The sequence below is a fragment of the Nitratireductor alexandrii genome (genome assembly GCF_004000215.1).
GTDB classification, from domain to species: Bacteria; Pseudomonadota; Alphaproteobacteria; order Rhizobiales; family Rhizobiaceae; genus Mangrovimarina; species Mangrovimarina alexandrii.
Genome location: NZ_RBVY01000004.1, coordinates 478,004 through 500,918, shown reverse-complemented (window position 1 = coordinate 500,918; position 22,915 = coordinate 478,004). Strand labels below are relative to the sequence as shown.

Genomic DNA, 22,915 nt, shown 5'->3' with positions numbered 1-22,915 from the left:
GCGTCTGGTCGCCATATGGGGGAGTTCGGTCGGGAAAGCAAACGAATTCTCGCCGGCCGGCTTACGCTTCCTTGGCCGCCGCGCGTGCCAGACCGGCCAGTCTGGCGACCGTGTTCCAGTTGCGCGCGGTGTTGGAAACCTTGATGCCCCTGTCGAATTTGTCCGCCAGTTTCGAACGCCCGAAGCCGTGCGGGGTATGCAGATAGGCGACCCGGTCGACGACAACGATGCCTTCGCCGTCGACGGCGTGAGCGCGCAAGGCCGTCACGTCGGCGTCGTCGGGCTTTGCGGCCAGGATGGCGGCGTGTAGGACTTTTCCCGTCTCGGCCGCCTCGGGGAAGGGGTTGTGCGCGATCAGCCGTTCCCATTCGGCCAGCGAGCGCAAATAGATGTCCTTTTCGAAGCCGAATTCGCGCGCGCAAAGTTTGGCGATCGCCGCGTGCGCATCTTCGCGCGGCCGGTCGCTCGCCACTATGGCATTGCCGCTGTTGATATAGGTCGCGACCCGGTGAAAGCCGGCCTGCGAGAGCTTTTCGCGCAATGGCTTGACCGGCAGTTGCGTCTTGCCGCCGACGCCGCGGAACAGGGCGATCCAGACTGTGTCGCTCATATGATGAAACCCGCCAGCACCTCGTTGTCGGTAATGTCCTGATAGGACCAGCCGGCCTGGTCGAAGCGTTTTTGCAGCGCAGCGAAGTTCCTTTTCTGCCTGGTCTCGATGCCGATCAGTACCGAGCCGAAATTGCGTGCCGATTTTTTCAGATATTCGAACCGCACGATGTCGTCTTCGGGGCCGAGCAGGTCGAGGAAATCGCGCAGCGCGCCCGGACGCTGGGGGAAGCGGAAGACAAAATATTTCTTCAGTCCCTCGAATCGCAGCGCGCGCTCCTTGACGTCGGGCAGGCGCTCGAAGTCGAAATTGCCGCCCGAGACGACCGCGACCACGGTCTTGCCCTTCAGATCCTGGTGCGAAAAATCCTTCAGCGCATCGATGGCGAGCGCGCCGGCCGGCTCCAGCACCACGCCCTCGACATTGAGCATTTCGACCATGGTGGCACAGAGCCGGTTTTCAGGAACGAGATGCACGTCCGCGGCGGCGAAACCCTTTAAGTGGCGCAGCGGCTCGCGCCCGATCTCGGCGACGGCCGCGCCGTCGACGAAATTGTCGACCTGGGCAAGTTTTGTGCGGCGTCCGGCTTCGAGGCTTCGCCGCAGGCTGGGAGCGCCGTCCGGCTCGGCGAAGACGAAACGCGTCGCCCAGCCGCTTGCGGCGCCGTATCGCGTCACGCCGGCGGCAAGCCCGCCGCCGCCGACCGGCAGGATCATCATGTCGGGCGCTCCGGCCGGCATCTGGTGCGCGATTTCATGCGCAACGCTCGCCTGACCCTCGATGATGTCGACATGATCGAAGGGCGGCACCATCAGCGCTCCGGTCTCGTCGGCGTGGGCCAGTGCCGCGGCTAGGCATTCGTCGAAAAAGTCGCCGGTCAGGCGAATGTCGACGAAATCGCCGCCAAACGTCGCCGTCTTGTCGATCTTCTGGCGCGGCGTGGTGACCGGCATGAAAATCACGCCGGTCTTGCGCATCTGGCGGCAGACATGGGCGAAGCCCTGGGCGTGATTGCCGGCCGACGCGCACACGAAGGACTGCGGCGCGTCGGGGCGCGCCAGCGCCTTGCGGAAGAAATTGTAGGCGCCGCGGATCTTGTAGGACCGCACCGGGGTCAGGTCTTCGCGCTTCAGGAAGACGCGCGCGCCCGTCTTGCGCGACAGGTGCTCGTTTTCCTGCAGCGGCGTTTCGGCAAACAGCGTGCGCAGGGCCTCCGCGGCCTTGTCCACGCGGGTCGCGAAACCGGCGAGCCCAGACTTGTCGACCACGATCCCTTCCACCTCCCGGTTGCACCTTCGCGCCCTATTGCATAAAAGGCCGCGTCCCGCCACTGTCGGCGCGCCAAGATGGCGGGGCCGGGAGGAGTCCGGCAGCCGCTCAGATCGGGGTTTGCTTTTCGTGCAGAGCTTCGCCTTCCGCGCCGCGATCCACATAGCCGCGATTTTTGGGATCTACCTGTCGCTGGCGATGCTGATCCCCGCTTTCGTCGACCTCTATCAGGGCAATCCGGACTGGCGGGTGTTCGCGCTGTCGGCGTTCTTCACCGGCGGGCTCTCGCTTGCCGTCGCGCTCGCCACCCAAGGCCGGCCGCCGCCGGTCTCCTCGCGTTTCGGCTTTCTGATGGTCAATCTGCTTTGGGCGACGACGGCGATGGTCGGCGCGGTGCCGTTCCTGGCCTCGTCGCTGGAGATGTCGCTTGCTGACGCCGTATTCGAATCGGTCTCGGCGACGACCACCACCGGCAGCACCGTGCTGAGCGGTCTCGACTTCCTGCCGCCGGGCCTGCTGTTGTGGCGCTCGATTCTGCAATGGATGGGCGGGCTCGGCGTGATCGCGCTCGGCCTGTTCATCCTGCCGTTCCTCAATGTCGGCGGCGTGTCCTATTTCAAGATCGAATCGACCGATATCGAGGACCGCCCGTTCGAGCGGCTGTCGACCTTCACCATCAGTCTGATCAGCATCTATTCGGCGCTGACGCTGGCCTGCGGCATCGCCTATGCGGCCGCCGGCATGAGCGGCTTCGACGCGCTCAACCACGCGCTGACGACCATCTCCACGGCAGGCTTCTCTACCCATGACGCCTCGTTCGGCTATTTCGCCCACAACTCGGCGATCCTGTGGATCGCGATCGTGTTCATGTTCATCGGCGCTCTGCCGTTCTCGATCCTGATCCTGTTCATGGTACGTGGACGGCTCGACGCGTTGCGCGACCCGCAGATCCGCGTGTTCGCCGGCTACGTGGTGTTTTTCGCGGTGGCGACCGCCATCTATACGCGCATCACCACCGGGGCGCCGTTTTTCGAGACCCTGACGCACACCACCTTCAACTTCATGTCGCTGATCACCACCACCGGCTACTCGACGCACGATTACACGTCGTGGGGGCCGTTCGTGGTCGCCTGCGCCTTCGTTGCCACCTTTCTCGGCGGCTGTTCCGGCTCGACCTGTGGCGGCATCAAGGCCTATCGCTTCATCATCCTGTTCGAACTGATGGCCAACGGCCTGCGCCGTTTCGTCTATCCGAGTTCGGTCCAGACGGTGCGCTACGGCGACCGGCCGGTCGACGACGACATGCAGCGCGCGGTGGTGTTGTTCATTTCTTCGTTTTTCGTGCTGTGGGCGATCGCCACCGTGCTGTTGTCGGCCACCGGCCTCGACCTGATCACCGCCATGACCGGGGCGCTGACCGCGCTCACCAATGTCGGTCCAGGCCTCGGCGACTATATCGGACCGTCGGGCAATTTCGCACCGCTGCCGGATGTGGCGAAATGGATATTGTCGCTCGCCATGATGCTCGGGCGTCTGGAAATCCTGGCCGTCCTGGTGATCTTCACGCCGGTGTTTTGGGCTCGCTGAGCGGCCGGCTGCCACCTCAGGCATCTGCGATTCCGGACAAAACCGTGACAGCGCGCAAGACAATGTGTTCGCCGGCGCCGCATTCTTGCCGTCATGACGGGTAGACGCCGTCGGGTCAATCTGCTTATCGAAGGGCACAGGCATGGAGGTCTGATCCTGTCGCGCGCGACGAAATTCCTGAAATTTCTGGCTTTGGGCATGCTGGTCGCCTCGCTCGCGGGCTGCGCCAACAAGGGCGCGCATCTGCTGGTGGGGAGCGAAACCGTGTCGGCGACCACGGCCGAGATCGTCGGCGAACACCGCCTGTTCGTGGCCACCACCCGCCGGCGCTCGACCGAGCCGCGCGAGGTCTTTGACGGCGAGCGCTCGCTGGCGCTGAACTTTGCCGTGACCGACGTGACGGTGCCGGCGATCCACAAGACCGGCGCGCTGGAGCGGCCGAAGAACAGCACCCGCGACCCGGCCAAATATTTCACCGCAACCGGGGTCGGCGGCTACGAGGACGAGGCGGCCTTCCAGGCCGGGCTCGCCAAGGCGATCGCCGCGCGTGGGGGCAGGGCGCTGGTCTTCATCCACGGTTACAACACCCGTTTCGACGAGGCCGTCTACCGGCTGACGCAGATCGTGCACGATGCCGGCTATGACGGCGCGCCGGTGCTTTTCACCTGGGCCTCGCGCGGGCGCACCGTCGATTATGTCTACGATCGCGATTCGGCCACCACCGCGCGCGACGGGCTGGAGCGCACGCTGCGGCTGGTGCGTCGCGCGGGTGCGCAACGCATCGACATCATCGCCCATTCGATGGGCAACTGGCTGACGCTGGAGGCCTTGCGCCAACTCGCCATTTCCGGGGATCGCGATGTCGGCGGCAAGCTCGGCGACGTCGTTCTGGCCTCGCCGGATGTCGATGTCGACGTGTTCAAGAGCCAGATGAAGCGTTACGGCAAACCGGACAAGCCGTTTTTCGTGATGCTGTCGCAAAACGACCGAGCGCTGAACCTGTCCGGCCTGATCGCCGGCAATCGGCCCAGGCTCGGCGAATATTCCGATGCCGACGACATCGCCAGTTACGGCATCGTCGTCGTCAATGTCACCGACGTCGAGGCGGGCGACCGGCTCAACCACACCAAGTTCGCTGACAACCCTGTGCTGGTGAAGCTGATCGGTGACCGACTGAAGGCCGGCGACACGTTCGTGCAGCGCCGCACCGACCTTGCCGGCAATATTGAGAACCTTGCCAAGGGGCTCGGCCAAACCGCGGTTTCGGCGGCCAGCATCGTCATCACCACGCCGGCCGAGGTTCTTTCGACGGTCGGGGTGGAGTGATGCCGCAGGCTATGCGCGGTGCAGCCCACGTGCTTGCCGTGCCGGATGCCCGGGTCACCGCCCGCTGGTGGGTCGAGGTGATGGGGTTCGAGATCGTTGGCGAACCCGACGGTTGGGTGTTCGTGCGCTCGGGAAAGGTCACGATCATGCTTGGAAGCTGCCCGGACGCTATCCATCCGCGCGATCTGGGCGATCATCAATATTTCGGCTATCTCGAGGTGACCGACGTCGATGCCTGGTTCGAGGCGGTGTCGGGCTGCGGCGCCGACATTTTGTTTCCGCCCGCCGACCGGCCCTGGGGCATGCGCGAATTCGCCGTGCGCAGCCCCGACGGCCACCGTTTCATGATCGCCGCCGCTTTCGGCTGATCAAACGAACAGATCCACCTTCTGGAACCTGGTCACGTCGATGATGCCGAGATCGGAAATTCTCAGTTCCGGAATGACGACCAGCGCCAGCAGCGAGTGCTGCATATAGGCGTTGTTGAGCGAGCAGCCCATGTCGCGCATCGCCGCCGACAGTTTTTCGGCCTTGGCGGCGACGATCTCGGCGCGCTCGTCCGACATCAGCCCGGCGATCGGCATTTCCACCAGGGCCAGCTCCTTGCCCTTCGAGACCATCACCACCCCGCCGCCGACTTGGCCGAGCCGGTTGGCCGCGCGCGCCATGTCGTCCTTGTTGGTGCCGACGACGATCATGTGATGCGAATCATGCGCGACGGTGGAGGCCATCGCGCAGTCCTCGGTATAGCCGAAGCCAGACACGAAGCCGTTGACGACGGCGCCGCTGCCCTTGTGCCGTTCGACCAGAGCGATCTGGCAGACATCGTTGCGCCGGTCCATGGCCACGATGCCGTCCTCGACTGGAAGATCGGCTTCCAGCGCCCTGGTCGGCGCCTGGTTCTCGATCACGCCTATCACGCGGGCGCGCACTTCGGCGCTGTTGTCGGGGGCGGGGATGTCGAAATCGGCCGCGGCGAGCGTCTTGCCGAGCCGGACCGTGTCGCGCGCGTTTGCCGGATAGGGGTAGGGCGGGATCTCGACTTCGAGCCGGCCGGCCTTGGCCAGCCTGACGCCGCGCGCGAACACCTCGTCGATCTCGAGCGTGGCGAGATCGGAGACGATCAGCAGGTCGGCGAGCCGGCCGGGCGCGATCGAACCGAGCTCGCGTTCGAGCCGAAAATGCTGGGCGGTGTTGATGGTCGCCATCTGGATCGCCGTCACCGGCTTCAGGCCCTGGGCGATCGCATGGCGTACGACGCGGTCCATGTGGCCCTCGTTGACCAGCGTGCCGGAATGGCTGTCGTCGGTGCACAAGATGAAATTGCGTGGGTCGAGCCCCTTTTCTGTCACCGCCTTGATCTGTTCGGCGACGTCGTACCAGGCCGAACCCAGCCTCAGCATTGCCTTCATGCCCTGGCGCACGCGGGCGATGGCGTCCTCGGCGCGTGTGCCTTCGTGGTCGTCTTCCGGCCCGCCGGCGACATAGCCGTGAAAGGCGCGTCCGAGGTCGGGCGAGGCGTAGTGGCCGCCGACCGTGCGCCCTGCGGCCACCGTGGCGGCGATCTCGCCGGTCATGGTGGGGTCGTTGGCCGCGACGCCGGGAAAATTCATCACCTCGCCGAGCCCGATGATGTTTTCCCATCCCATCGCTTCGGCGATCTCGGTGGGACCGAGTTGCGCGCCGGCGTTTTCCAGGCCCGGTGCCGAGGGCACGCAGGAGGGCATCTGCACAAAGACGTTGATCGCCTGGGCCGCCGCCTCGTCGTGCATCAGCCTGACCCCGTCGAGCCCCAGCACGTTGGCGATCTCGTGCGGGTCGACGAACATCGATGTGGTGCCGTGCGGAATGACGGCGCGGCAGAATTCGGTCACCGTCACCATGCCGCTTTCGACATGCATATGCGCGTCGCACAGGCCCGGTACCAGATAGCGTCCGGCCGCGTCGACGACCTTGGTGCCTTCGCCGATGGCGTGGCTGGCGTCGGGACCGCAATAAGCGAAGCGGCCGGCCACGATCGCCAGGTCGGTGGCCGGGATTACCTCGCCGGAATGCACGTTGACCCAGCGCCCGTTGCGGATCACCAGATCGGCAGCGCGCCGGCCCATGGCGACGTCGACCAGGAGTGGCGCGACCTCGGTCCAGGGATGCGGCTTGCGGTTTGCGGGCAAGATCGGTGCGGCCATGATCGGGTCTCCTTATCGGCGCACTGTGCCAAGAGCGGCGCGCGAGCGCCAGTCGCAAGCGGGCGAAAACGCGAAAAGAAACGGGCAGGCCGCGTCGTCGGAACGCCTCGGTCGCGTGGGGGCTGACCGGCAGCGTGGAACCGGTGCTCGGCCGCTCGCGTTCTTCCGTCAAAGGAAAGGATGTTTCGATGCGCACGCGCACTTACATGGCGGGCATGATCGGCCTGATGGTCAATGCGGTATTGTTCGGGGTCGGCGCGGTCACGGTGCTGTCGGTGCCGGCGTTGCGGGCCTGGGCGCCTTATCTGATCCCGGCCGTAGTTGTTGTCAGTCTCGCGCTGACGCCGATCATCGCCTGGCGGATGGCGCCGATGTTGCGTTTGCGACACGCCGGGCGGGCGAAAGAAACTGCAGATACGCGCTGAGGCCGCGGCCTTGAGGAAAAAACGGCCAGTCCCGTTGGGACCGGCCGTTTTTCGTGGTTTGCCGTGCGATGTCAGCCCGATTTCACCAGCTTGATGATCACCAGGAGAATGACCGCGCCGATGGTGGCGTGGATGATGGCGGCGAGGATGCCGCCGCCAAGCGAGATGCCGATCGCGGGAAACAGGAACCCGGCGATGAAGGCGCCGACAATACCCACGACGATGTTTCCAAGCAGGCCGAAGCCGAAACCCTTGACGATCAGCCCGGCAAGCCAGCCGGCGATCGCACCGATGATGATGAAAACGATCAGACTTTCGATGCCCATATTCAGTTCCCTCCAATGGCCGTGCGATGGAAGCAGAAAGCAGGCCGCATGTCGATCACCCGCATGCACTCCAATGCGGTTCCCGCGGTCGCGCACCGCTTTTCCGGCCGGTCCGCACCTCGCCGGCGCTCGTGTCTTCTACACTTTCGCGTGCCGGAACCCGATGGCGTGTTCGGACATCGTCCAGGCAGGTCAATATGGGAAAGGACGATGCATACCAGTGTTCGGGAAGCGCGATGGCTGATTGGCCCGGTATTCGCGCTGGCCGGGTTTATGGCCGTCCTCGGCATGGTTGCCGGCTGAAACTCGTCAGGACTTGGCAGGTTTCTAAAGGAGCGATGTTGCGATGGAAAAAGATCCGCGCGACGCACGACGATCGTCACATCGGGCGGCGGTGGAGCCGGCTGGTTTATCGCCGGCGCCTGGTGGTGGCGCTTCTGGTCGTCGTCATTCTGTTTGCCGGCGGATTTTTCGATGGATCGAAGACGGCCAGCATCGAAGTGCCCGACAAGGTGATGGTTGATGTGTCCGACGTTGAGGCGCGGGCGCCGGCCGACGATGGGGCCGGATCGGAACAATAAACGACAGATACGGTAAGGAATTGAGCCCGGTCACCCGTTCTGCTAGCAGGAATGGCCACGCGGACGTGGTGGAATCGGTAGACACAAGGGACTTGAAGAAATCTGAGTGCATCGGGGGAAACCCCGGCTGTAGAACTGCTCAAATTCGGGGAACCCTGTCAGATGGCGATCCCGAGCCAAGCCCGGCGGCCTTGATGGTTCGGGAAGGTGTAGAGACTAGACGGGCAGCACCTAAGGCCGTGGCTAGGGTGAAGGTATAGTCCAGACCACAAACGCCCCTGCGGGGCGGCGGCGAAAGCCGTAGCTGGTACGAAAATCCCTCGGCTTCGGCCATGCGGGTTCGAGTCCCGCCGTCCGCACCATCCGGCCGGGAAAGTTTCCCGGCGTCAACTGCTTGAAAAACGACTTCAGCTTGCCCGAGCCGGGCGCTTTGCCGGATGCGGGCGATGGTCGCGCCTTGGTTCGGCGCGGTCTTCAGCGGGCAATGACGGCTTCGAGCCGAATTTGACAATTGCTGCGCAGGAAACGAATGTCGACAAAAGAAAGGTCACGCTAGAGGCTGGTCGACAAGGTGATTGTTCAAGCGTGTATAAACGGAGCCCACCCTGAGGCTTACCACCCATCTCTGCCCCTTACACACGAAGCAATGGTAGCTGACGCAGCAGAATGCATTGCGGCAGGCGCGGGCGAATTGCACATCCACCCTCGCGACTCGGACGGTAAAGAGAGTCTGGCCCATGTGGATGAGCTTGTTCGTGGCATCCGAAGCGTCTGCCCAGGCACGCTGGTAGGGGTATCGACAGGCGCATGGATCGAAAATGACATTACGCTCACCAGACACCGTATCAACGAATGGTCATCGCTGCCGGATTACGCTTCGGTGAACTTGTCGGAACCGGACGCACCAGCCATTTTTTCGCTCCTTGAAGCAAAGGGTGTTGGTATCGAAGCTGGGATAGCCACAGTTGAGGACGCGGAGCGTTTTGTATCTTTGCGACAACGAGACAAGGTCTTTCGTGTGTTGTTTGAAATCGAACAACAAGACCTCCGACAGGCGCGGGCGACGCTAGCAGGCATCCAAACTGTTTTGAATGAGGCCGGTGTTCAGCGGCCCATTCTATTACATGGATTTGATGCTACGGTATGGCATTTCGTACGTGAGGCTCGGGTGAAGCGATGGTCTACCCGTATTGGCCTCGAGGATGGTTGCAGGTTGGAAGACCAGTCTGTCGCATCGTCGAACGCACAACTCGTTGCTAAGGCTATCGCCCTCTTTCAAGAGCAGAGCGTTGCATAGCAGACCGTCGCGCAGCCTCAGCGGAATGACGTTCCGTTCTCACCGCCGACATTCCAGGTGACGAGGCCTGAGCGGGTTTCCGCCGGAGCGTCTCCCGATCGAAGCCTTGCTGTGCGGTGAAGCACCAGCGCTGCTTAAACACATCCGGCAAGGGTTTCGGCAGCCCTGGCGGCGCGTCGCGAGGGGTACGCGAGGCCGGCCCGTCTCGCCTTCCTTCGCCTCAGGCGAGCTCGATCACAACCGGCACGTGATCGGACGGTTTTTCCCAGGCGCGGACATGTTTTTCCACCGAGGCGCTGGCCAGCCGGTCGGCGGCCTCCGGAGATAGCATCACATGGTCGATGCGGATGCCGTTGTTCTTCTGCCACGCGCCGGCCTGATAGTCCCAGAACGTGTAGAGCACGTTGTCGCTGACGGCGCGGACCGCGTCCGTGTAGCCCAGATGGCACAGACGGCGGAAAGCGCCGCGGCTTTCGGGCTGGAACAGAGCATCGTCCACCCAGGCGCCGGGGTTCTTGGCGTCTTCGGGTTGCGGGATGACGTTGTAGTCGCCGGCCAGCACCAGCGGCTCCTCCAGGTCCAGCCGCTCGCGGGCCCATCTTTCCAGCCGCTCCATCCAGCCGAGCTTGTAGGGAAACTTTTCCGAACCGAGCGGATTGCCGTTCGGCAGATAGAGCGACACCACGCGCACCACGCCCGTACCGGTCGAAAACACCCCCTCGATGAACCGCGCCTGCTGGTCGTCATCGTCGCCGGGCAGGCCACGATTGACCTCGTCAAAGCGCAGCTTGGACAGGATCGCTACACCGTTGAAGCCTTTCTGGCCATGGGTTTCGACGTGGTAGCCGAGCGCTTCGATGTCGGCGCGCGGAAACAGCTCGTCGACCGATTTGATCTCCTGGAGACAGGCGATGTCGGGCTGGCTGTCCTTGAGCCAGACGAGCAGATTGTCGATGCGCGCCTTGACGCCGTTGATGTTCCAGGTTGCGATTTTCATGGATAAAGTGCCGATCTTTCAAATTTTACTTGATGGTCAGCGACGCCATTGTCGGAAATTGTCGTTCATTGCCCGAAAAACCATCTCAAAACAAAGGGGCGTTGAGAAGAGGGGACAACGACCATGACTGACACAACGACCACCGACCCGGCAAGTGCCGCGGGGCTCAGGCAACGACTTCGCGATCCCGACTACACGCCGCCGATCACACAGGCCGTGCCACTCGGCATCCAGCACGTGCTGGCCATGTTCGTCTCGAACGTGACGCCGGCGATCATCGTGGCCGGGGCGGCGGGCTTCGGCTTCGGATCCAATTCGCCCGACTTTCCGAACCTGATCTACATGATCCAGATGTCGATGCTGTTTGCCGGTATCGCTACCTTGTTCCAGACGATCGGCATGGGGCCGGTCGGTGGGCGCCTGCCGATCGTACAGGGCACGAGCTTCGCCTTCCTGCCGGTGATGATACCGATCGTGGCCAGCGGCGGCGTCGCGGCGATGGGCGCGCTGATGGGCGGCGTCTTGATCGGCGGCATTTTCCACTTCTTTCTCGGCACCTTCATCGGCCGGCTGCGTTTCGCGCTGCCGCCGCTTGTCACCGGCCTGATCGTGCTGATGATCGGGCTCGCCCTGATCAAGGTCGGTATCCAGTACGCGGCCGGCGGCGTGCCGCTGATCGGCAAACCCGAATATGGCAGCCTGGCCAATTGGAGCGTCGCCCTGGTGGTAGTCGTGGTGACGCTGCTCTTGAAATTTTTCGCCAAGGGCATGTGGTCGATCGCGGCGGTGCTGCTCGGCCTGATCGCCGGTTACGTCGTGGCGCTGATGATGGGCATGGTCAATTTCAACAATGTCGGCACGGCCGGCTGGGTCGCCGTGCCGGTGCCGTTCAAATGGGGTTTTGAACTGTCGGCCGCGGCCATCATCGGCATGTGCTTCATGGCTGTGATCTCGGCCATCGAGACGGTCGGCGACGTGTCGGGCATCACCAAGGGCGGTGCCGGCCGCGAGGCGACCGACCGCGAGATCTCCGGCGCCACCTATGCCGATGGGCTGGGAACGGCAATCGCGGGCATTTTCGGCGGCCTGCCCAACACGTCCTTCAGCCAGAATGTCGGCCTGATCTCGATGACCGGGGTGATGAGCCGTCACGTCGTTACCTACGGCGCGATCTTCCTGATCCTGTGCGGCTTGATCCCCAAGGTCGGGGCGGTGATTTCCACCATTCCCATCACCGTGCTCGGCGGCGGCGTGATCGTCATGTTCGGCATGGTGGCCGCGGCCGGCATCAACATGCTGTCCGACGTCACCTGGAACCGGCGCAACATGGTGATCTTCGCCGTGTCGCTGTCGGTCGGGCTCGGCCTTCAGCTCGAGCCGGGAGCGCTCCAGCATCTGCCCAAGACCGCGCAGATCCTGTTGACCTCGGGCCTGCTGCCGTCGGCGTTCCTGGCGGTTGTGCTCAATCTCGTATTGCCGGAAGAACTCGACTGACGGCGAAGGATACGAGCCCGGCCGCGTGATGCGTTCGCGGCCGGTTCGCGGGGCGCAAAGCCTTATCGCGGGCGAGGGTTCAGATTGAGAAGCTGGTTCCGCAGCCGCAGGAAGCGACGGCATTGGGGTTTTTGATCTGGAAGGACTGGCCCATCAAATCGTCGACGAAGTCGATCACCGAGCCGCCGAGATAGACCAGCGAAATCTCGTCGATCAACACCGTCGCGCCATCCTTCTCGATGGCCACGTCGTCGTCGTTGCGCGCCTCGACCAGGTCGAACGTGTAGGAAAAGCCCGAGCAGCCGCCGCCTTCGACCGCGACCCGCAGGGCCGTCTTGCCCGGTTCGCCGGCCATGATCTTGGCGATCCGCTTCGCCGCGGCGTCGGTCAGTTCGACGCCCTTCTTGCCTGTTAATGCGTCCGCGCCCATGGCGTCACCTTGTGTTCGCACTCCCTCCATAGGTATGAAGCGCCATACCGCAAGTCAACCGGCGCTTCATGTCCGATCACGCATCACAATTTTCACATATCGGCTTTGGCTACAGGCCGCGGGCGGCCTATGCCTGCGACCCGGACGCGACGCGCGGCCGGTTTTACCCCGAACAGGAAAGCCGTACCCGCACGCCCTTCCAGCGCGATCGCGACCGCATCATCCATTCGACCGCTTTTCGCCGGCTGAAACATAAGACCCAGGTCTTCATCGCCCACGAGGCCGATCACTATCGCACGCGGCTGACCCATTCGATCGAGGTCGCCCAGATTGCGCGCGGCCTAGCGCGCGCCTTGTTCCTCGACGAGGATCTCGCCGAGGCGGTCGCGCTGGTGCACGATTTCGGCCATACCCCGTTCGGCCATACCGGCGAGGACGCGCTCAACGCCGTGATGGGGTTCGCCGGCGGCTTCGACCACAACGCCCAGTCGCTGCGCGTCGTCACCCGGCTGGAAAGCCGCTATGCGGATTTCGACGGCCTCAATCTGAGCTGGGAGACGCTGGAAGGGCTGGTCAAGCACAACGGTCCGCTGACCGACGCCGAGGGCAAGGGGCTCGACGGTCCGCTGCCGCGCACGATCGCGGATTTCGACGTGCTGTTTCCGCTCGATCTCGCCTCGCACGCCTCGCTGGAGGCGCAAGCAGCCGCGATCGCCGACGACATCGCCTATGACGCACACGACATCGACGACGGCCTGCGCTCGGGGCTGCTGACGCTCGACATGCTGGAGGAGGTTCCTTTCGCGGCCGCCATCCTGGCGGAGGTGCGCGCTCTTTATCCAGGGCTCGACCCGGTGCGCACGGGCCACGAACTGATGCGCCGCCAGATTACGCGCATGGTCGAGGATGTCATCGTGACCGCCCGCGACCGGCTCGCCGCGCTGAAACCGGCAAGTAGCGGCGACGTGCGCGCGGCAGGCGATACGATCGTCCGCTTTTCGGCGGCGATGCGCGACGACGAGAAGGCGCTGAAGGCGTTTTTATACGCCAATCTCTACCGTCATCCCGACGTGATGGCTGTGCGCGCCGATGCCGAGCGCATCGTGCGCGACCTGTTTGGCGCCTACCTCGCCGACCCGGCCGCGATGCCGGAGGGCTGGCGCGGGATTCTTGAGCGCGCCGACGAGGCGGTCAAAGCCCGCCATGTCGCCGATTTCCTGGCCGGCATGACCGATACCTACGCGATCAAGGAGCATCGGCGTCTGTTTGACCATACGCCCGAGATCGGATAGGGCCTCGCGCAGCCCAAGCCGGCCCCGTTTTTACCCGGACGTTGACCCATGAACATTTTTGCCGATTTCCGCGATCGGATCACGAAGGCGATCGCTTCGCTCGACCTTCAGCCCGTTTCGGGCGGTCCCCTGGACTATTCGCGCCTGACGGTCGAGCCGCCACGTGACGCCGCGCACGGCGATATCGCCACGAATGCGGCGATGGTGCTGTCGAAAGCGGTCGGCGAGAATCCGCGCGCGCTCGCAGGGCGGATCGCCCAACGGCTCGCTGCCGATCCCGAGGTCGCCGCCGTCGACGTGGCGGGGCCCGGCTTCATCAACCTGACGCTCGGCCACGGATTCTGGCAGGCGCGGCTGCGCGAAATGCTGGCCGCCGGCCGCGATTACGGCCGCTCGACCGTCGGGGCGGGGCGCAAGGTCAATGTCGAATATGTTTCGGCCAATCCGACCGGGCCGATGCATGTCGGCCATTGCCGCGGCGCCGTCGTCGGCGACACGCTGGCCAATCTGATGGGTTTTGCCGGCTTCGAGGTTACCAAGGAATATTACATCAACGACGCTGGCGCGCAGATCGACGTTCTGGCCCGCTCGGCGCTGCTGCGCTACCGCGAGGCGCTCGGCGAGAAGATCGGCGAGATTCCCGCGGGTCTCTATCCGGGCGACTATCTCAAGCCGGTCGGCAAGGCGCTGGCCGACGAATACGGCCAGTCTCTGCTCGGCATGGCCGAGGACAAGGCGCTCGGCCTGGTCAAGGAGCGCACCATCGACGCGATGATGGACATGATCCGCGACGATCTCGCCGCGCTCAACGTGTGTCACGACGTGTTCTTTTCCGAACGCGGCCTGCATGCCGACGGCGCGCGCGCCATTCGCACCGCGATCGCCGATCTGACGATGAAGGGCCATGTCTACAAGGGCAAGCTGCCGCCACCGAAGGGGCAGAAGCCGGAGGATTGGGAAGACCGCGAACAGACCCTGTTCCGCTCGACCGAGGTCGGCGACGATATCGACCGTCCGCTGGTCAAGTCGGACGGGGCGTTCACCTATTTCGCCGCCGACGTCGCCTATATGAAGGACAAATACGCCCGCGGCTTCGAAGAACTGATCTTCGTGCTCGGCGCCGATCACGGCGGCTACGTCAAGCGGCTCGAGGCGCTGGCGCGCGCGATTTCTGGCGGCGACATCAAGCTGACGGTGCTTTTGTGCCAGCTGGTCAAGCTTTACCGGGGCGGGGAGCCGGTGCGCATGTCCAAGCGCGCGGGCGAATTCGTGACGCTGCGCGAGGTGGTCGACGAGGTCGGACGCGACGCGATCCGCTTCATGATGCTTTATCGCAAGAGCGACGCGCCGCTTGATTTCGACTTTGCCAAGGTGACGGAGCAGACCAAGGACAATCCCGTCTTCTACGTCCAGTACGCCTCCGCGCGCTCGCATTCGGTGTTCCGGCAGGCGGCCGAGCAAATCGGCGCGGACGGGCTCGACCGGCAGAGCCTGTCGCGGGCTTCGGAACGGCTGACCGACGACGCCGAGATCGCGCTGGTCAGAAAGGTGGCCGAATATCCGCGCATGATCGAAGCCGCGGCGCTCGCACACGAGCCGCACCGGATCGCATTTTACCTCTATGACCTCGCCAGCCAGTTCCATGCCTTGTGGAACCGCGGCACCGACAATGAAGACTTACGGTTTATTAAGGTTAATGACCCAGTCTTGACCCAGGCTAGACTGGGATTGGTGCAGGTGGTCTCTGATGTCTTGACGTCGGGACTGGGTCTGTTGGGAGCCGACGCGCCGGAAGAAATGCGCTAGGCGACACGGTAAAACCTGTCACCTTTTGCCCACAATGGGCTGGTAACGGCCAGAAACTCGCGGCGTTTTCGGCGCCCGGGCGAGTGTGAGTGCGGAAATGGGTATGGCAGACCTCAAGCAGTTGAAGGTGAAGCGCGACGATGACTTCGCCGAAAACGATCCCCTGGCGGAACTGACCCGGATCATGGGCGGTATGCCGGAAACGTCCGGCGCGAGCGATGCCGACGATTTCGGCATCGATCTCGAACGCGAATTGATGGGGGAGTTGGAACAGGACCTTGATCCGCCCGCCCGGCATCCACGCCAGCCGGAAGAGCCGGCGGCCGACGCGCAATCCCTTCCCGAACTCGGTCAGGCCTTCGAGGACGAGCTGGCAGCGGAGTTTTCGGCTTCGCTGGAGACATTCGGCGGCGATACGGGCGCATCCGACAATGAAGGCCAGCAGGCCCAAGACGAAGGGGCAAGGGCGCCTTCCTATCTGGACGCTGGCCCCGCAGCGGCGGCTGCCGCGCCGCCGCCTGTCGATTTCGGCCAGGCCGACGACGCGGCCGCGTTCGTGGATTTGAATTTTTCGCGGGCCGATCCGCAACCGGCGACCGATCCGGTTCACGACGGCGGCGAAGGGGCCGGTTTTTCGACCGCGCCGCGGCACGAGACTGCCGAGCCAGTTGGCATGGCGGCGCCGGCGGATGCGTGGGAGCCCGCGGAGCGCGCCGACCAGGCCGCGGCTGCCGACGAACCGGTTTTCGATCCATTCGCAGAACTTGCAGCGATGGCGTCGCCGCCGGCACCGGAACCGGTGCGGGGTGTCGAAACGCTGCCGCAGGCGCGCGAAGAGGGGCAGGGCCCGGCTATCGAAGCGCGCGACCATGCGGTCGCGACACCGGCTGCGCCCGATCCATTCATGCAGGCCGATTTCCGGGATGACGCCCCCGAAACCGAAACCAGCCCGTTTTATGCTGACGAGCGTGCGAGCGCCTCGGTCGCCGACGATTTCCAGGACGATGTTCTGGCGCATATGGACCAGGGCTTCGAGCCGGCCGCGCCGCACCCCGACGAGGGCGATCGGCCTTTCGTGTTCGACCGAGCAACCCCGGTCGCGCCGCAGCCGGTGCAACCGGAGGCCACGCAGGTCGCCATGCCGGACGACGACGTGTCCGCGCCTATCGACGACGCGCCGGCCGCGCCCGACGAGCAGGCGGGTGCCCAGCTCGTCACCGGCGAGGAAGCGTGGAGGCAGGCGCAGTTCGAGCGGAGCGAGCCGGATATGGCCGGCTGGACCGAAACCCAGCCTGTCGAGGCGGCGACGCCGGTCGGCTTCGACGCGCCGGCACAGCAGGCTGAGGCGCCGCCGACCGCGCCTATCGCCGCGGAGAGTGCCGCAATCGGCGCCGGTGCGGCAGCGGCTGCCCTGGGTGGGGCGCGCGCCGGTTTCGCCCGCGCTGCCGAGGCGCCCGCGATCGAGACGGTCGACGTGCCGGAAGCCGGTGTCGAGATCGCCGACGAAACCGGCATCCCGGAATTCGTGCAGGAAGAGGAGCCCCGGCTCGACCTCGCCGACGAGCTCGACATGGAGTTCGCCTCGGCTTTCGACGAGTTGAATCGCGACAGTTCCGGCGCCTCCCAGCCGCAGGGCTGGCCGCGCGCCACCGACGCGGCGTCGCTTGCCGCCGAGCGGCGGGTTTCGCAGGAAGCCGCGCCGGAGGATTTCGCGCTCGGGCTCGACGAGGCAGACCTCGCCCTCGACGATACGTTCGATTTCGCAGCCCCCGAGCAGGGCGACGACGGTGCAGCCTGGCAGCCTCACGGTTTCGACGAAGCGGCCGGCCAGGAACAGGCCATGGCGGCCGGGTGGCCGGACGAGGCCTTTCAGCAGTTGCATGCGCCCGACGATGGCGAGCTTGCCGCCGCCTTTCACGGGGCGGCTCCGCACGCGGAGGCGGCCGACGAGGCACAGCCTTCAGGCCGTCGCGGGCTGATGATTGCGGCGCTGGTTGCCGGCGTTGCCGTCGTCGGGGGCATATCGGCCTTCGCGCTGTCGTTCGGATCTGGCGACCCCGAAGCCGCGCCTGCAATGGTCAAGGCCGATCCGTCGCCGGTCAAGGTGCGACCGGAAACGCCTGGCGGCGTGACCGTGCCGAACGAGGACAAGATCGTCTATGAACGGGTCGCCGGTGGCGACGAGCCGGCCGCGCCGACACAGGAAAAACTGCTGTCGGCCGCCGAAGAGCCGGTCGATCTCGCCGTGCGCGATGTCACCCCGGGCGCGCCCGACGCGGCGGGTGCGGCAGCGGGCAAGTCCGAAGACAGGGTCGCGCCCGAGACGTCCAACCTGCCGGGCGTCGCCGGCGAAGAGCCGGCGCTGGTCGCACCGCGCAGGGTACGCACCATGATTGTCAAGCCGGACGGCACGCTGGTGCCGCGCGAGGAACCGCTCGAGGTCGCGACGGCGGCGGAGGTCGAACCCGCGCCGGCGCCTCTCGAGCCCGCCGCCCCCGCGCCCGAACCGGTTGCCGCGACGCCTGCACCGGAACCGGTCGCCGCGGACGCGCCGGATGCCCGGAACGGCGCTGCGGATGTCGGCGGTGCCGGAACGTCCGACGAGGTTGCCGCACCGGCCCAGGCCGAGGCAGACAACGCGCCGGTTCGCGTGGTCGAAACCACCACGATCCGGCAATCCGGCACACAGAAGGTTCCCGATCGCGGTCCGGTCGCGCCGACCCGCCCGTCCGACCAGCCGGTGGAGATCGTCGGCAACACCGCGCAGGCCAATCGCCAGACCGAGGTCGCGGCCCTCGACACCAGGGCGCCGAAGCCGGGCGAATGGTCGATGCAGATCGCCTCGCAGCCCTCGCCGGAAGGCGCCCAGAAAAGCTATGCCAATCTGTCGGCGCGTTACGGCTCGATCCTGAACGGGCGCGGCGTCAATATCGTCAAGGCCGACATCGCCGGCAAGGGCACGTTCTGGCGGGTGCGGATCCCGGCGGGAAGCCGCGCCGAGGCGACCAGGCTGTGCGAGCAGTACAAGGCCGCCGGCGGAAGCTGTTTCGTCGCCAAATAATGCCGGCCGTCGGGCCGATGACCACTCTGCATCGAAACGTCGGGCCGCTGCGAAGCGGCCCGAACCGTTTCCGGATGAGGCTCGGCTGTGGTCAGTGCGCGGCAAGCCAAGACGGGCTAATCTGTCGCAATGAGCGAATCAAAAGCAATGATCCTCGGCTGTGTCGGGGCCGAACTCACCGCTGAGGAAGAGGCCTTCTTTCGCCGGGAAAAACCCTGGGGCTTCATTCTTTTTGCCCGCAACGTCGCCGACACGCCGCAGGTGCTGCGCCTGGTTTCCGACCTGCGCGAGAGCGTCGGCCGGCCGGATGCGCCGGTCTTCGTCGACCAGGAGGGCGGCCGGGTGCAGCGGCTGCGCCCGCCGCTGGCGCCCGACTATCCCTCGGCCGGCGCGCTTGGCGCGATCCATGCCGCCGACCCGGCGGCTGGGCTGCGCGCGGCCTGGCTGATGTCGCGCCTGCACGCTTTCGACCTCGCCCGTCACGGTATCGACGCCGACTGCCTGCCGGTGCTCGACGTGCCGGTGGATGGCGCCGACGATGTCATCGGCAAGCGCGCCTATGCCGGCGACCCGGCCGTGGTCGCGGCGATGGGGCGCGCGGCGGCCGATGGGCTTTTGGCCGGCGGCGTGCTGCCGGTGATGAAACACATGCCCGGACACGGACGAGCGCGCTGCGACAGCCACAAGGCGCTTCCGGTGGTCGAAGCCTCGCTGGACGTCCTGCGCGCGGTCGATTTCGCACCGTTCGCCGCACTCGCCGACCTGCCGATGGCGATGACGGCGCACATTGTCTACCAGGAGATCGACCCCGACAATCCCGCCACCACCTCTGCGCGCGTGATCGGCGACATTATCCGTGGCGAGATCGGTTTCGACGGTTTGTTGATGAGCGACGACGTCTCCATGAAGGCGCTTTCTGGGGATTTCTCGCAAAAAGCCCGGGCGATTCTTGCGGCCGGCTGCGATGTGGTTCTTCACTGCAACGGCGTCATGGACGAGATGGCGGCGGTCGCGGCCGCGACCCCCGCGCTCGCCGGTCGGGCGCTGGAGCGGGCGCGGCGGGCCCTCGATTTGCGGGCGGGCGCGTCGAGCGAGAGCGAAATGCTGGCCAGGGCGGAATTCGACGCGTTGGCCCGGTCGGTGGCGTAAGCCCCGGCCTTTGAACAGGGTAAGGATTTGGGAGCGATCCAGAAGAATTCAGGCCAGGACAAGGCGCCGATGGAGCGCCTGTGGACGGAAAGCGAGGAGCGGCGCGATCCGGCCGCGCCGGCGCTCGTCGTCGACGTCGCCGGTTTCGAGGGACCGCTCGACCTGCTCCTGCACCTGGCGCGTACCCAGAAGGTGGATCTTGCCCGCATCTCGATCCTGGCGCTTGCCGAGCAATATCTGGCTTTCGTCGACGAGGCTCGCAAGCTGCGCCTCGAGATTGCCGCCGACTATCTGGTGATGGCCGCCTGGCTCGCCTTTTTGAAGTCGAAGCTGCTGATCCCCAAGCAGGACAGCGACGAGGGCGAAAGCGGCGAGGAACTGGCCGCGATCCTGCAATTCCGCCTCAAGCGGCTGGAGGCGATGCGCGATGCCGCCGCGCGCCTGGTGAACCGCAACCGGCTCGGTCGCGACGTGATGGCCCGCGGCATGCCCGAAGCGGTGATCCTGGAACGCCGGACCGAATATAGCGCCTCGCTCTACGATCTGCTGACCGCCTATGCCGGACAGCGCCAGCGTCAGGCGGTCACCAATGTGCGGATCGCCAAGCGCACGGTGTGGTCGCTCCAGGACGCGCGCGCGGTGCTGTCGCGCCTGGTCGGCAGGATCAAGGACTGGACCGCGCTCGACCGGTTCCTGATCGAGTATCTGACCGTACCGGAAGAGCGCGCCACCGCGCTCGCCAGCTCGTTTGCCGCCTCGCTCGAAATGGTGCGCGAAGGCGCGATCGAAATTCGCCAGACCGAGCCGTTCGCGCCGCTTTTCATGCGCGCCCGGCCGCCGGAACACGTGCCCAGCGAGGGAAGCCATGTCTGAAAGCAGCCGGGCGAACGCGCTGTCCATGCCGGACGACGGGAATGCCCTCGACGCCGATCCGCTGAACGACAACCCGGCCGAGCGGCTGCACCTGGTGGAGGCCATGCGCATGGCCGAGGCGATCGTGTTCGCGTCGGCCGAGCCGGTCAGCGAAAAGGCGCTGGCCATGCGCATGCCCGAAGGCGTCGACATTTCCGCGATCATGGCGTCGCTGCAGAAGTTTTACGAAAAGCGCGGCGTCAACCTGGTCAGGATCGAGGAGTCCTGGGCATTCCGCACCGCGGGCGATCTGTCCTTCCTGATGAGCCGCGACGCCGTGCAGCAGAAGAAATTGTCGCGTGCGGCACTCGAGGTGCTGGCCATCATCGCCTATCACCAGCCGGTGACGCGCGCCGAGATCGAGGAAATCCGCGGCGTCGAAACCTCCAAGGGCACGCTGGACACGCTGATGGAAACCGGCTGGGTGAAAATGCGCGGCCGGCGGCGCACGCCCGGCCGCCCGGTCACCTATGGCACCACCTTGACCTTTCTCGACCATTTCGGGCTCGGCGAGCTGCGCGACCTGCCGGGCATCGACGAATTGAAGGGCGCGGGCCTGTTGTCGGCGCGCATGCCGGCCAATTTCTCCGTGCCGCTGCCGCCGACCGATCCCGACGAGCTTACCGAGGACGAAGAGCCGCTGACCGACATCGACCTGGAGGAGCTCGGCCTGTTGACACCCCGCGGCGGGGATGATTGACGGAGGCGCCGCGTGTCGTCGCGGCGCATATCCGTGACAGGCGAAATGGCGCAGGCAGAAAAGACAAGGCGGAAGCCGGGTGAACGGGCAGGGCGCCTTCCCGCCGGTGTGTCCTTTGCCGCGCGCCTGTCCTTCGACAATGTGTGGCATTCCTTCGACAATCGGAACGAAACGCTGCGCGGCGTCTCGCTGAGCGCCGAACCGGGCGAGGTGCTTTGTTTGCTCGGTCCCTCCGGCTCGGGCAAGACGACGCTTCTGAGGATCGCCGCCGGCATCGAGACGCAGACGCGCGGGCGTGTGCTGCTCAACGATCGCGAAATTTCCGGACCGTCGGTGTTCGTGCCGCCGGAGCGGCGCTCGATCGGCCTGGTGTTCCAGGATTTCGCCCTGTTTCCGCATCTGTCGATCCTCGACAATGTGCGCTTCGGCCTGACCGCGCTGTCGTCGGGAGAAGCCAGGCGCGAGGCGATGGCAGCGCTGGTGCGCGTCGGCTTGGAGCATCATGCCCAGTCCTTCCCGCATATTCTCTCCGGCGGCGAACAGCAGCGCGTGGCGCTTGCGAGGGCGCTTGCGCCACGCCCGGCGGTGCTGTTGCTGGACGAGCCGTTCTCCGGGCTCGATTCGCGCCTGAAGGACACCGTGCGCGCCGAAACGCTGGCGATCCTGCGCGAGAGCCGGGCGACGGCGATCGTGGTCACCCACGACGCCGAGGAGGCGATGCGCATGAGCGATCGAATCGCGCTCTTGAAAAACGGGCGGCTGGTGCAGATGGGGCCGGCGCAGGCCCTGTTCGAAAAACCGGCCGACCTGTTCGTCGCCGGTTTCTTTTCCGAGCTCAACCTGTTCGAGGCCAGGGCGGGCGCGGGCCGGGTCGATACGCCGCTCGGCCAGTTCGCGGCACCCGGCATCGGCGATGGCGCGCCCGTCACCGTTGCCGTGCGGCTCTCCGGCATAGAGCCGTGCGAAAAGGATGGCGGGACGGCGGCAAGAGTGATATCCCGGCGCTTCCTGGGCGAGGCGGAGGCGCTGGAACTTGCGGTTCCGGGCGCCGAAACCTCGATTCGGGCACGCATTCGATGCGGCGTTTTGCCTGCCGGTGCACGCGATATCTGGCTTACGGTGCGAAAGTCTGATGTGCTTGTGTTTGAAAGCGGGACCGAAAACGCCTAAATCTGGGAACGAAACGCGTTCATAAAAGGGTTTGTAATGGGAACCTTCTCGATCTGGCACTGGCTTATCGTGCTCGTGGTCGTGCTGCTGCTGTTCGGGCGCGGCAAGATTCCAGAGTTGATGGGCGACATGGCCAAGGGAATCAAAAGCTTCAAGAAAGGCATGTCGGACGAGGACGAGGCGGCCAACGCCAAGACCGTCGAGCACCGCGACGACGAAAGCGCGCCCGCCTCCTCGACCAAGGAAAAGGCAACCAAGTCCTGACGGGGCGCGAGCCCCGGTCGCAGGCTGCCGGAA

General features: G+C 65.2%; 21 protein-coding genes. 15 read left to right on the top strand and 6 right to left on the bottom strand.

Translation table 11 applies throughout. From position 1 onward, the window contains the following. Nucleotides 1-61 precede the first annotated feature (61 nt). Complete coding sequence (locus EP380_RS11930; protein ID WP_127598787.1) at nucleotides 62-610, bottom strand: DUF1697 domain-containing protein; 549 nt, start codon at nucleotides 608-610, stop codon at nucleotides 62-64. Then, on the bottom strand, nucleotides 607-1,878 hold the full coding sequence (gene ilvA / locus EP380_RS11925) for a threonine ammonia-lyase IlvA (protein WP_238719836.1): 1,272 nt from the start codon (nucleotides 1,876-1,878) through the stop codon (nucleotides 607-609). The genes EP380_RS11930 and ilvA overlap by 4 nt, the downstream gene beginning before the upstream one ends. A gap of 130 nt (nucleotides 1,879-2,008) precedes the next feature. Here ilvA and EP380_RS11920 point away from each other — a divergent pair, with 130 nt between their 5' ends. The 3 genes from EP380_RS11920 (at nucleotide 2,009) to EP380_RS11910 (ending at nucleotide 5,160) form a co-directional block, all read left to right on the top strand. Next, nucleotides 2,009-3,466, top strand: coding sequence for a TrkH family potassium uptake protein (locus EP380_RS11920; protein ID WP_106569192.1), 1,458 nt, complete (start codon nucleotides 2,009-2,011; stop codon nucleotides 3,464-3,466). Nucleotides 3,467-3,664: 198 nt separating this feature from the next. Next, on the top strand, nucleotides 3,665-4,792 hold the full coding sequence (locus EP380_RS11915; protein WP_127598828.1) for an alpha/beta hydrolase: 1,128 nt from the start codon (nucleotides 3,665-3,667) through the stop codon (nucleotides 4,790-4,792). 11 nt (nucleotides 4,793-4,803) lie between these two features. Continuing rightward, on the top strand, nucleotides 4,804-5,160 hold the full coding sequence (locus tag EP380_RS11910) for a VOC family protein (protein WP_238719835.1): 357 nt from the start codon (nucleotides 4,804-4,806) through the stop codon (nucleotides 5,158-5,160). On the opposite strand, the gene ade is transcribed toward EP380_RS11910, so the two are convergent. Then, complete coding sequence (gene ade / locus EP380_RS11905; protein ID WP_106569194.1) at nucleotides 5,161-6,978, bottom strand: adenine deaminase; 1,818 nt, start codon at nucleotides 6,976-6,978, stop codon at nucleotides 5,161-5,163. A gap of 188 nt (nucleotides 6,979-7,166) precedes the next feature. On the opposite strand from ade, the gene EP380_RS11900 reads away from it, so the two are divergent. Then, nucleotides 7,167-7,403 (top strand): hypothetical protein, encoded by a 237-nt coding sequence (locus EP380_RS11900; protein WP_127598784.1) that lies wholly within the window; start codon nucleotides 7,167-7,169, stop codon nucleotides 7,401-7,403. 71 nt (nucleotides 7,404-7,474) lie between these two features. On the opposite strand, the gene EP380_RS11895 is transcribed toward EP380_RS11900, so the two are convergent. Then, the gene (locus EP380_RS11895; RefSeq protein ID WP_106569196.1) at nucleotides 7,475-7,729 is read right to left on the bottom strand and encodes a GlsB/YeaQ/YmgE family stress response membrane protein; all 255 of its coding nucleotides are present in this window, start codon (nucleotides 7,727-7,729) and stop codon (nucleotides 7,475-7,477) included. A gap of 236 nt (nucleotides 7,730-7,965) precedes the next feature. Here EP380_RS11895 and EP380_RS11890 point away from each other — a divergent pair, with 236 nt between their 5' ends. Next, nucleotides 7,966-8,310 carry a hypothetical protein gene (locus EP380_RS11890; protein ID WP_127598783.1) on the top strand — a complete coding sequence of 115 codons (345 nt, stop codon included), beginning with the start codon at nucleotides 7,966-7,968 and terminating at the stop codon, nucleotides 8,308-8,310. Nucleotides 8,311-8,881: 571 nt separating this feature from the next. After that, complete coding sequence (locus tag EP380_RS11885; RefSeq protein WP_127598782.1) at nucleotides 8,882-9,607, top strand: 3-keto-5-aminohexanoate cleavage protein; 726 nt, start codon at nucleotides 8,882-8,884, stop codon at nucleotides 9,605-9,607. Between the two features lie 220 nt (nucleotides 9,608-9,827). On the opposite strand, the gene xth is transcribed toward EP380_RS11885, so the two are convergent. Beyond that, nucleotides 9,828-10,604: an exodeoxyribonuclease III gene (gene xth, locus EP380_RS11880; protein ID WP_127598781.1), complete on the bottom strand. Its 777-nt coding sequence runs from the start codon at nucleotides 10,602-10,604 to the stop codon at nucleotides 9,828-9,830. A gap of 123 nt (nucleotides 10,605-10,727) precedes the next feature. Here xth and EP380_RS11875 point away from each other — a divergent pair, with 123 nt between their 5' ends. Beyond that, complete coding sequence (locus EP380_RS11875; protein WP_127598780.1) at nucleotides 10,728-12,098, top strand: uracil-xanthine permease family protein; 1,371 nt, start codon at nucleotides 10,728-10,730, stop codon at nucleotides 12,096-12,098. A 79-nt stretch (nucleotides 12,099-12,177) separates the two neighbouring features. On the opposite strand, the gene erpA is transcribed toward EP380_RS11875, so the two are convergent. Continuing rightward, nucleotides 12,178-12,528 (bottom strand): iron-sulfur cluster insertion protein ErpA, encoded by a 351-nt coding sequence (erpA, locus tag EP380_RS11870; RefSeq protein ID WP_106569200.1) that lies wholly within the window; start codon nucleotides 12,526-12,528, stop codon nucleotides 12,178-12,180. Between the two features lie 68 nt (nucleotides 12,529-12,596). On the opposite strand from erpA, the gene EP380_RS11865 reads away from it, so the two are divergent. The 8 genes from EP380_RS11865 to EP380_RS11830 all read left to right on the top strand — a co-directional run bounded on the left by EP380_RS11865 (nucleotide 12,597) and on the right by EP380_RS11830 (nucleotide 22,882). Then, complete coding sequence (locus EP380_RS11865; protein ID WP_127598779.1) at nucleotides 12,597-13,820, top strand: deoxyguanosinetriphosphate triphosphohydrolase; 1,224 nt, start codon at nucleotides 12,597-12,599, stop codon at nucleotides 13,818-13,820. 48 nt (nucleotides 13,821-13,868) lie between these two features. After that, nucleotides 13,869-15,626 carry an arginine--tRNA ligase gene (gene argS / locus EP380_RS11860; RefSeq protein WP_106569202.1) on the top strand — a complete coding sequence of 586 codons (1,758 nt, stop codon included), beginning with the start codon at nucleotides 13,869-13,871 and terminating at the stop codon, nucleotides 15,624-15,626. 103 nt (nucleotides 15,627-15,729) lie between these two features. Continuing rightward, nucleotides 15,730-18,687 (top strand): SPOR domain-containing protein, encoded by a 2,958-nt coding sequence (locus EP380_RS11855; RefSeq protein WP_127598778.1) that lies wholly within the window; start codon nucleotides 15,730-15,732, stop codon nucleotides 18,685-18,687. Between the two features lie 129 nt (nucleotides 18,688-18,816). Then, a complete protein-coding gene (gene nagZ, locus EP380_RS11850) occupies nucleotides 18,817-19,836 on the top strand; it encodes a beta-N-acetylhexosaminidase (protein ID WP_127598777.1) in 1,020 nt (339 codons plus the stop codon). A gap of 69 nt (nucleotides 19,837-19,905) precedes the next feature. Continuing rightward, a complete protein-coding gene (locus tag EP380_RS11845) occupies nucleotides 19,906-20,709 on the top strand; it encodes a segregation and condensation protein A (protein ID WP_106569205.1) in 804 nt (267 codons plus the stop codon). 25 nt (nucleotides 20,710-20,734) lie between these two features. After that, nucleotides 20,735-21,448, top strand: a complete 714-nt coding sequence (scpB, locus tag EP380_RS11840) for an SMC-Scp complex subunit ScpB (RefSeq protein WP_238719842.1) — start codon at nucleotides 20,735-20,737, stop codon at nucleotides 21,446-21,448. Between the two features lie 45 nt (nucleotides 21,449-21,493). Then, the gene (locus EP380_RS11835) at nucleotides 21,494-22,618 is read left to right on the top strand and encodes an ABC transporter ATP-binding protein (RefSeq protein WP_106569207.1); all 1,125 of its coding nucleotides are present in this window, start codon (nucleotides 21,494-21,496) and stop codon (nucleotides 22,616-22,618) included. A 36-nt stretch (nucleotides 22,619-22,654) separates the two neighbouring features. Next, a complete protein-coding gene (locus EP380_RS11830; protein ID WP_106569208.1) occupies nucleotides 22,655-22,882 on the top strand; it encodes a twin-arginine translocase TatA/TatE family subunit in 228 nt (75 codons plus the stop codon). The last annotated feature ends 33 nt before the right edge of the window (nucleotides 22,883-22,915 follow it).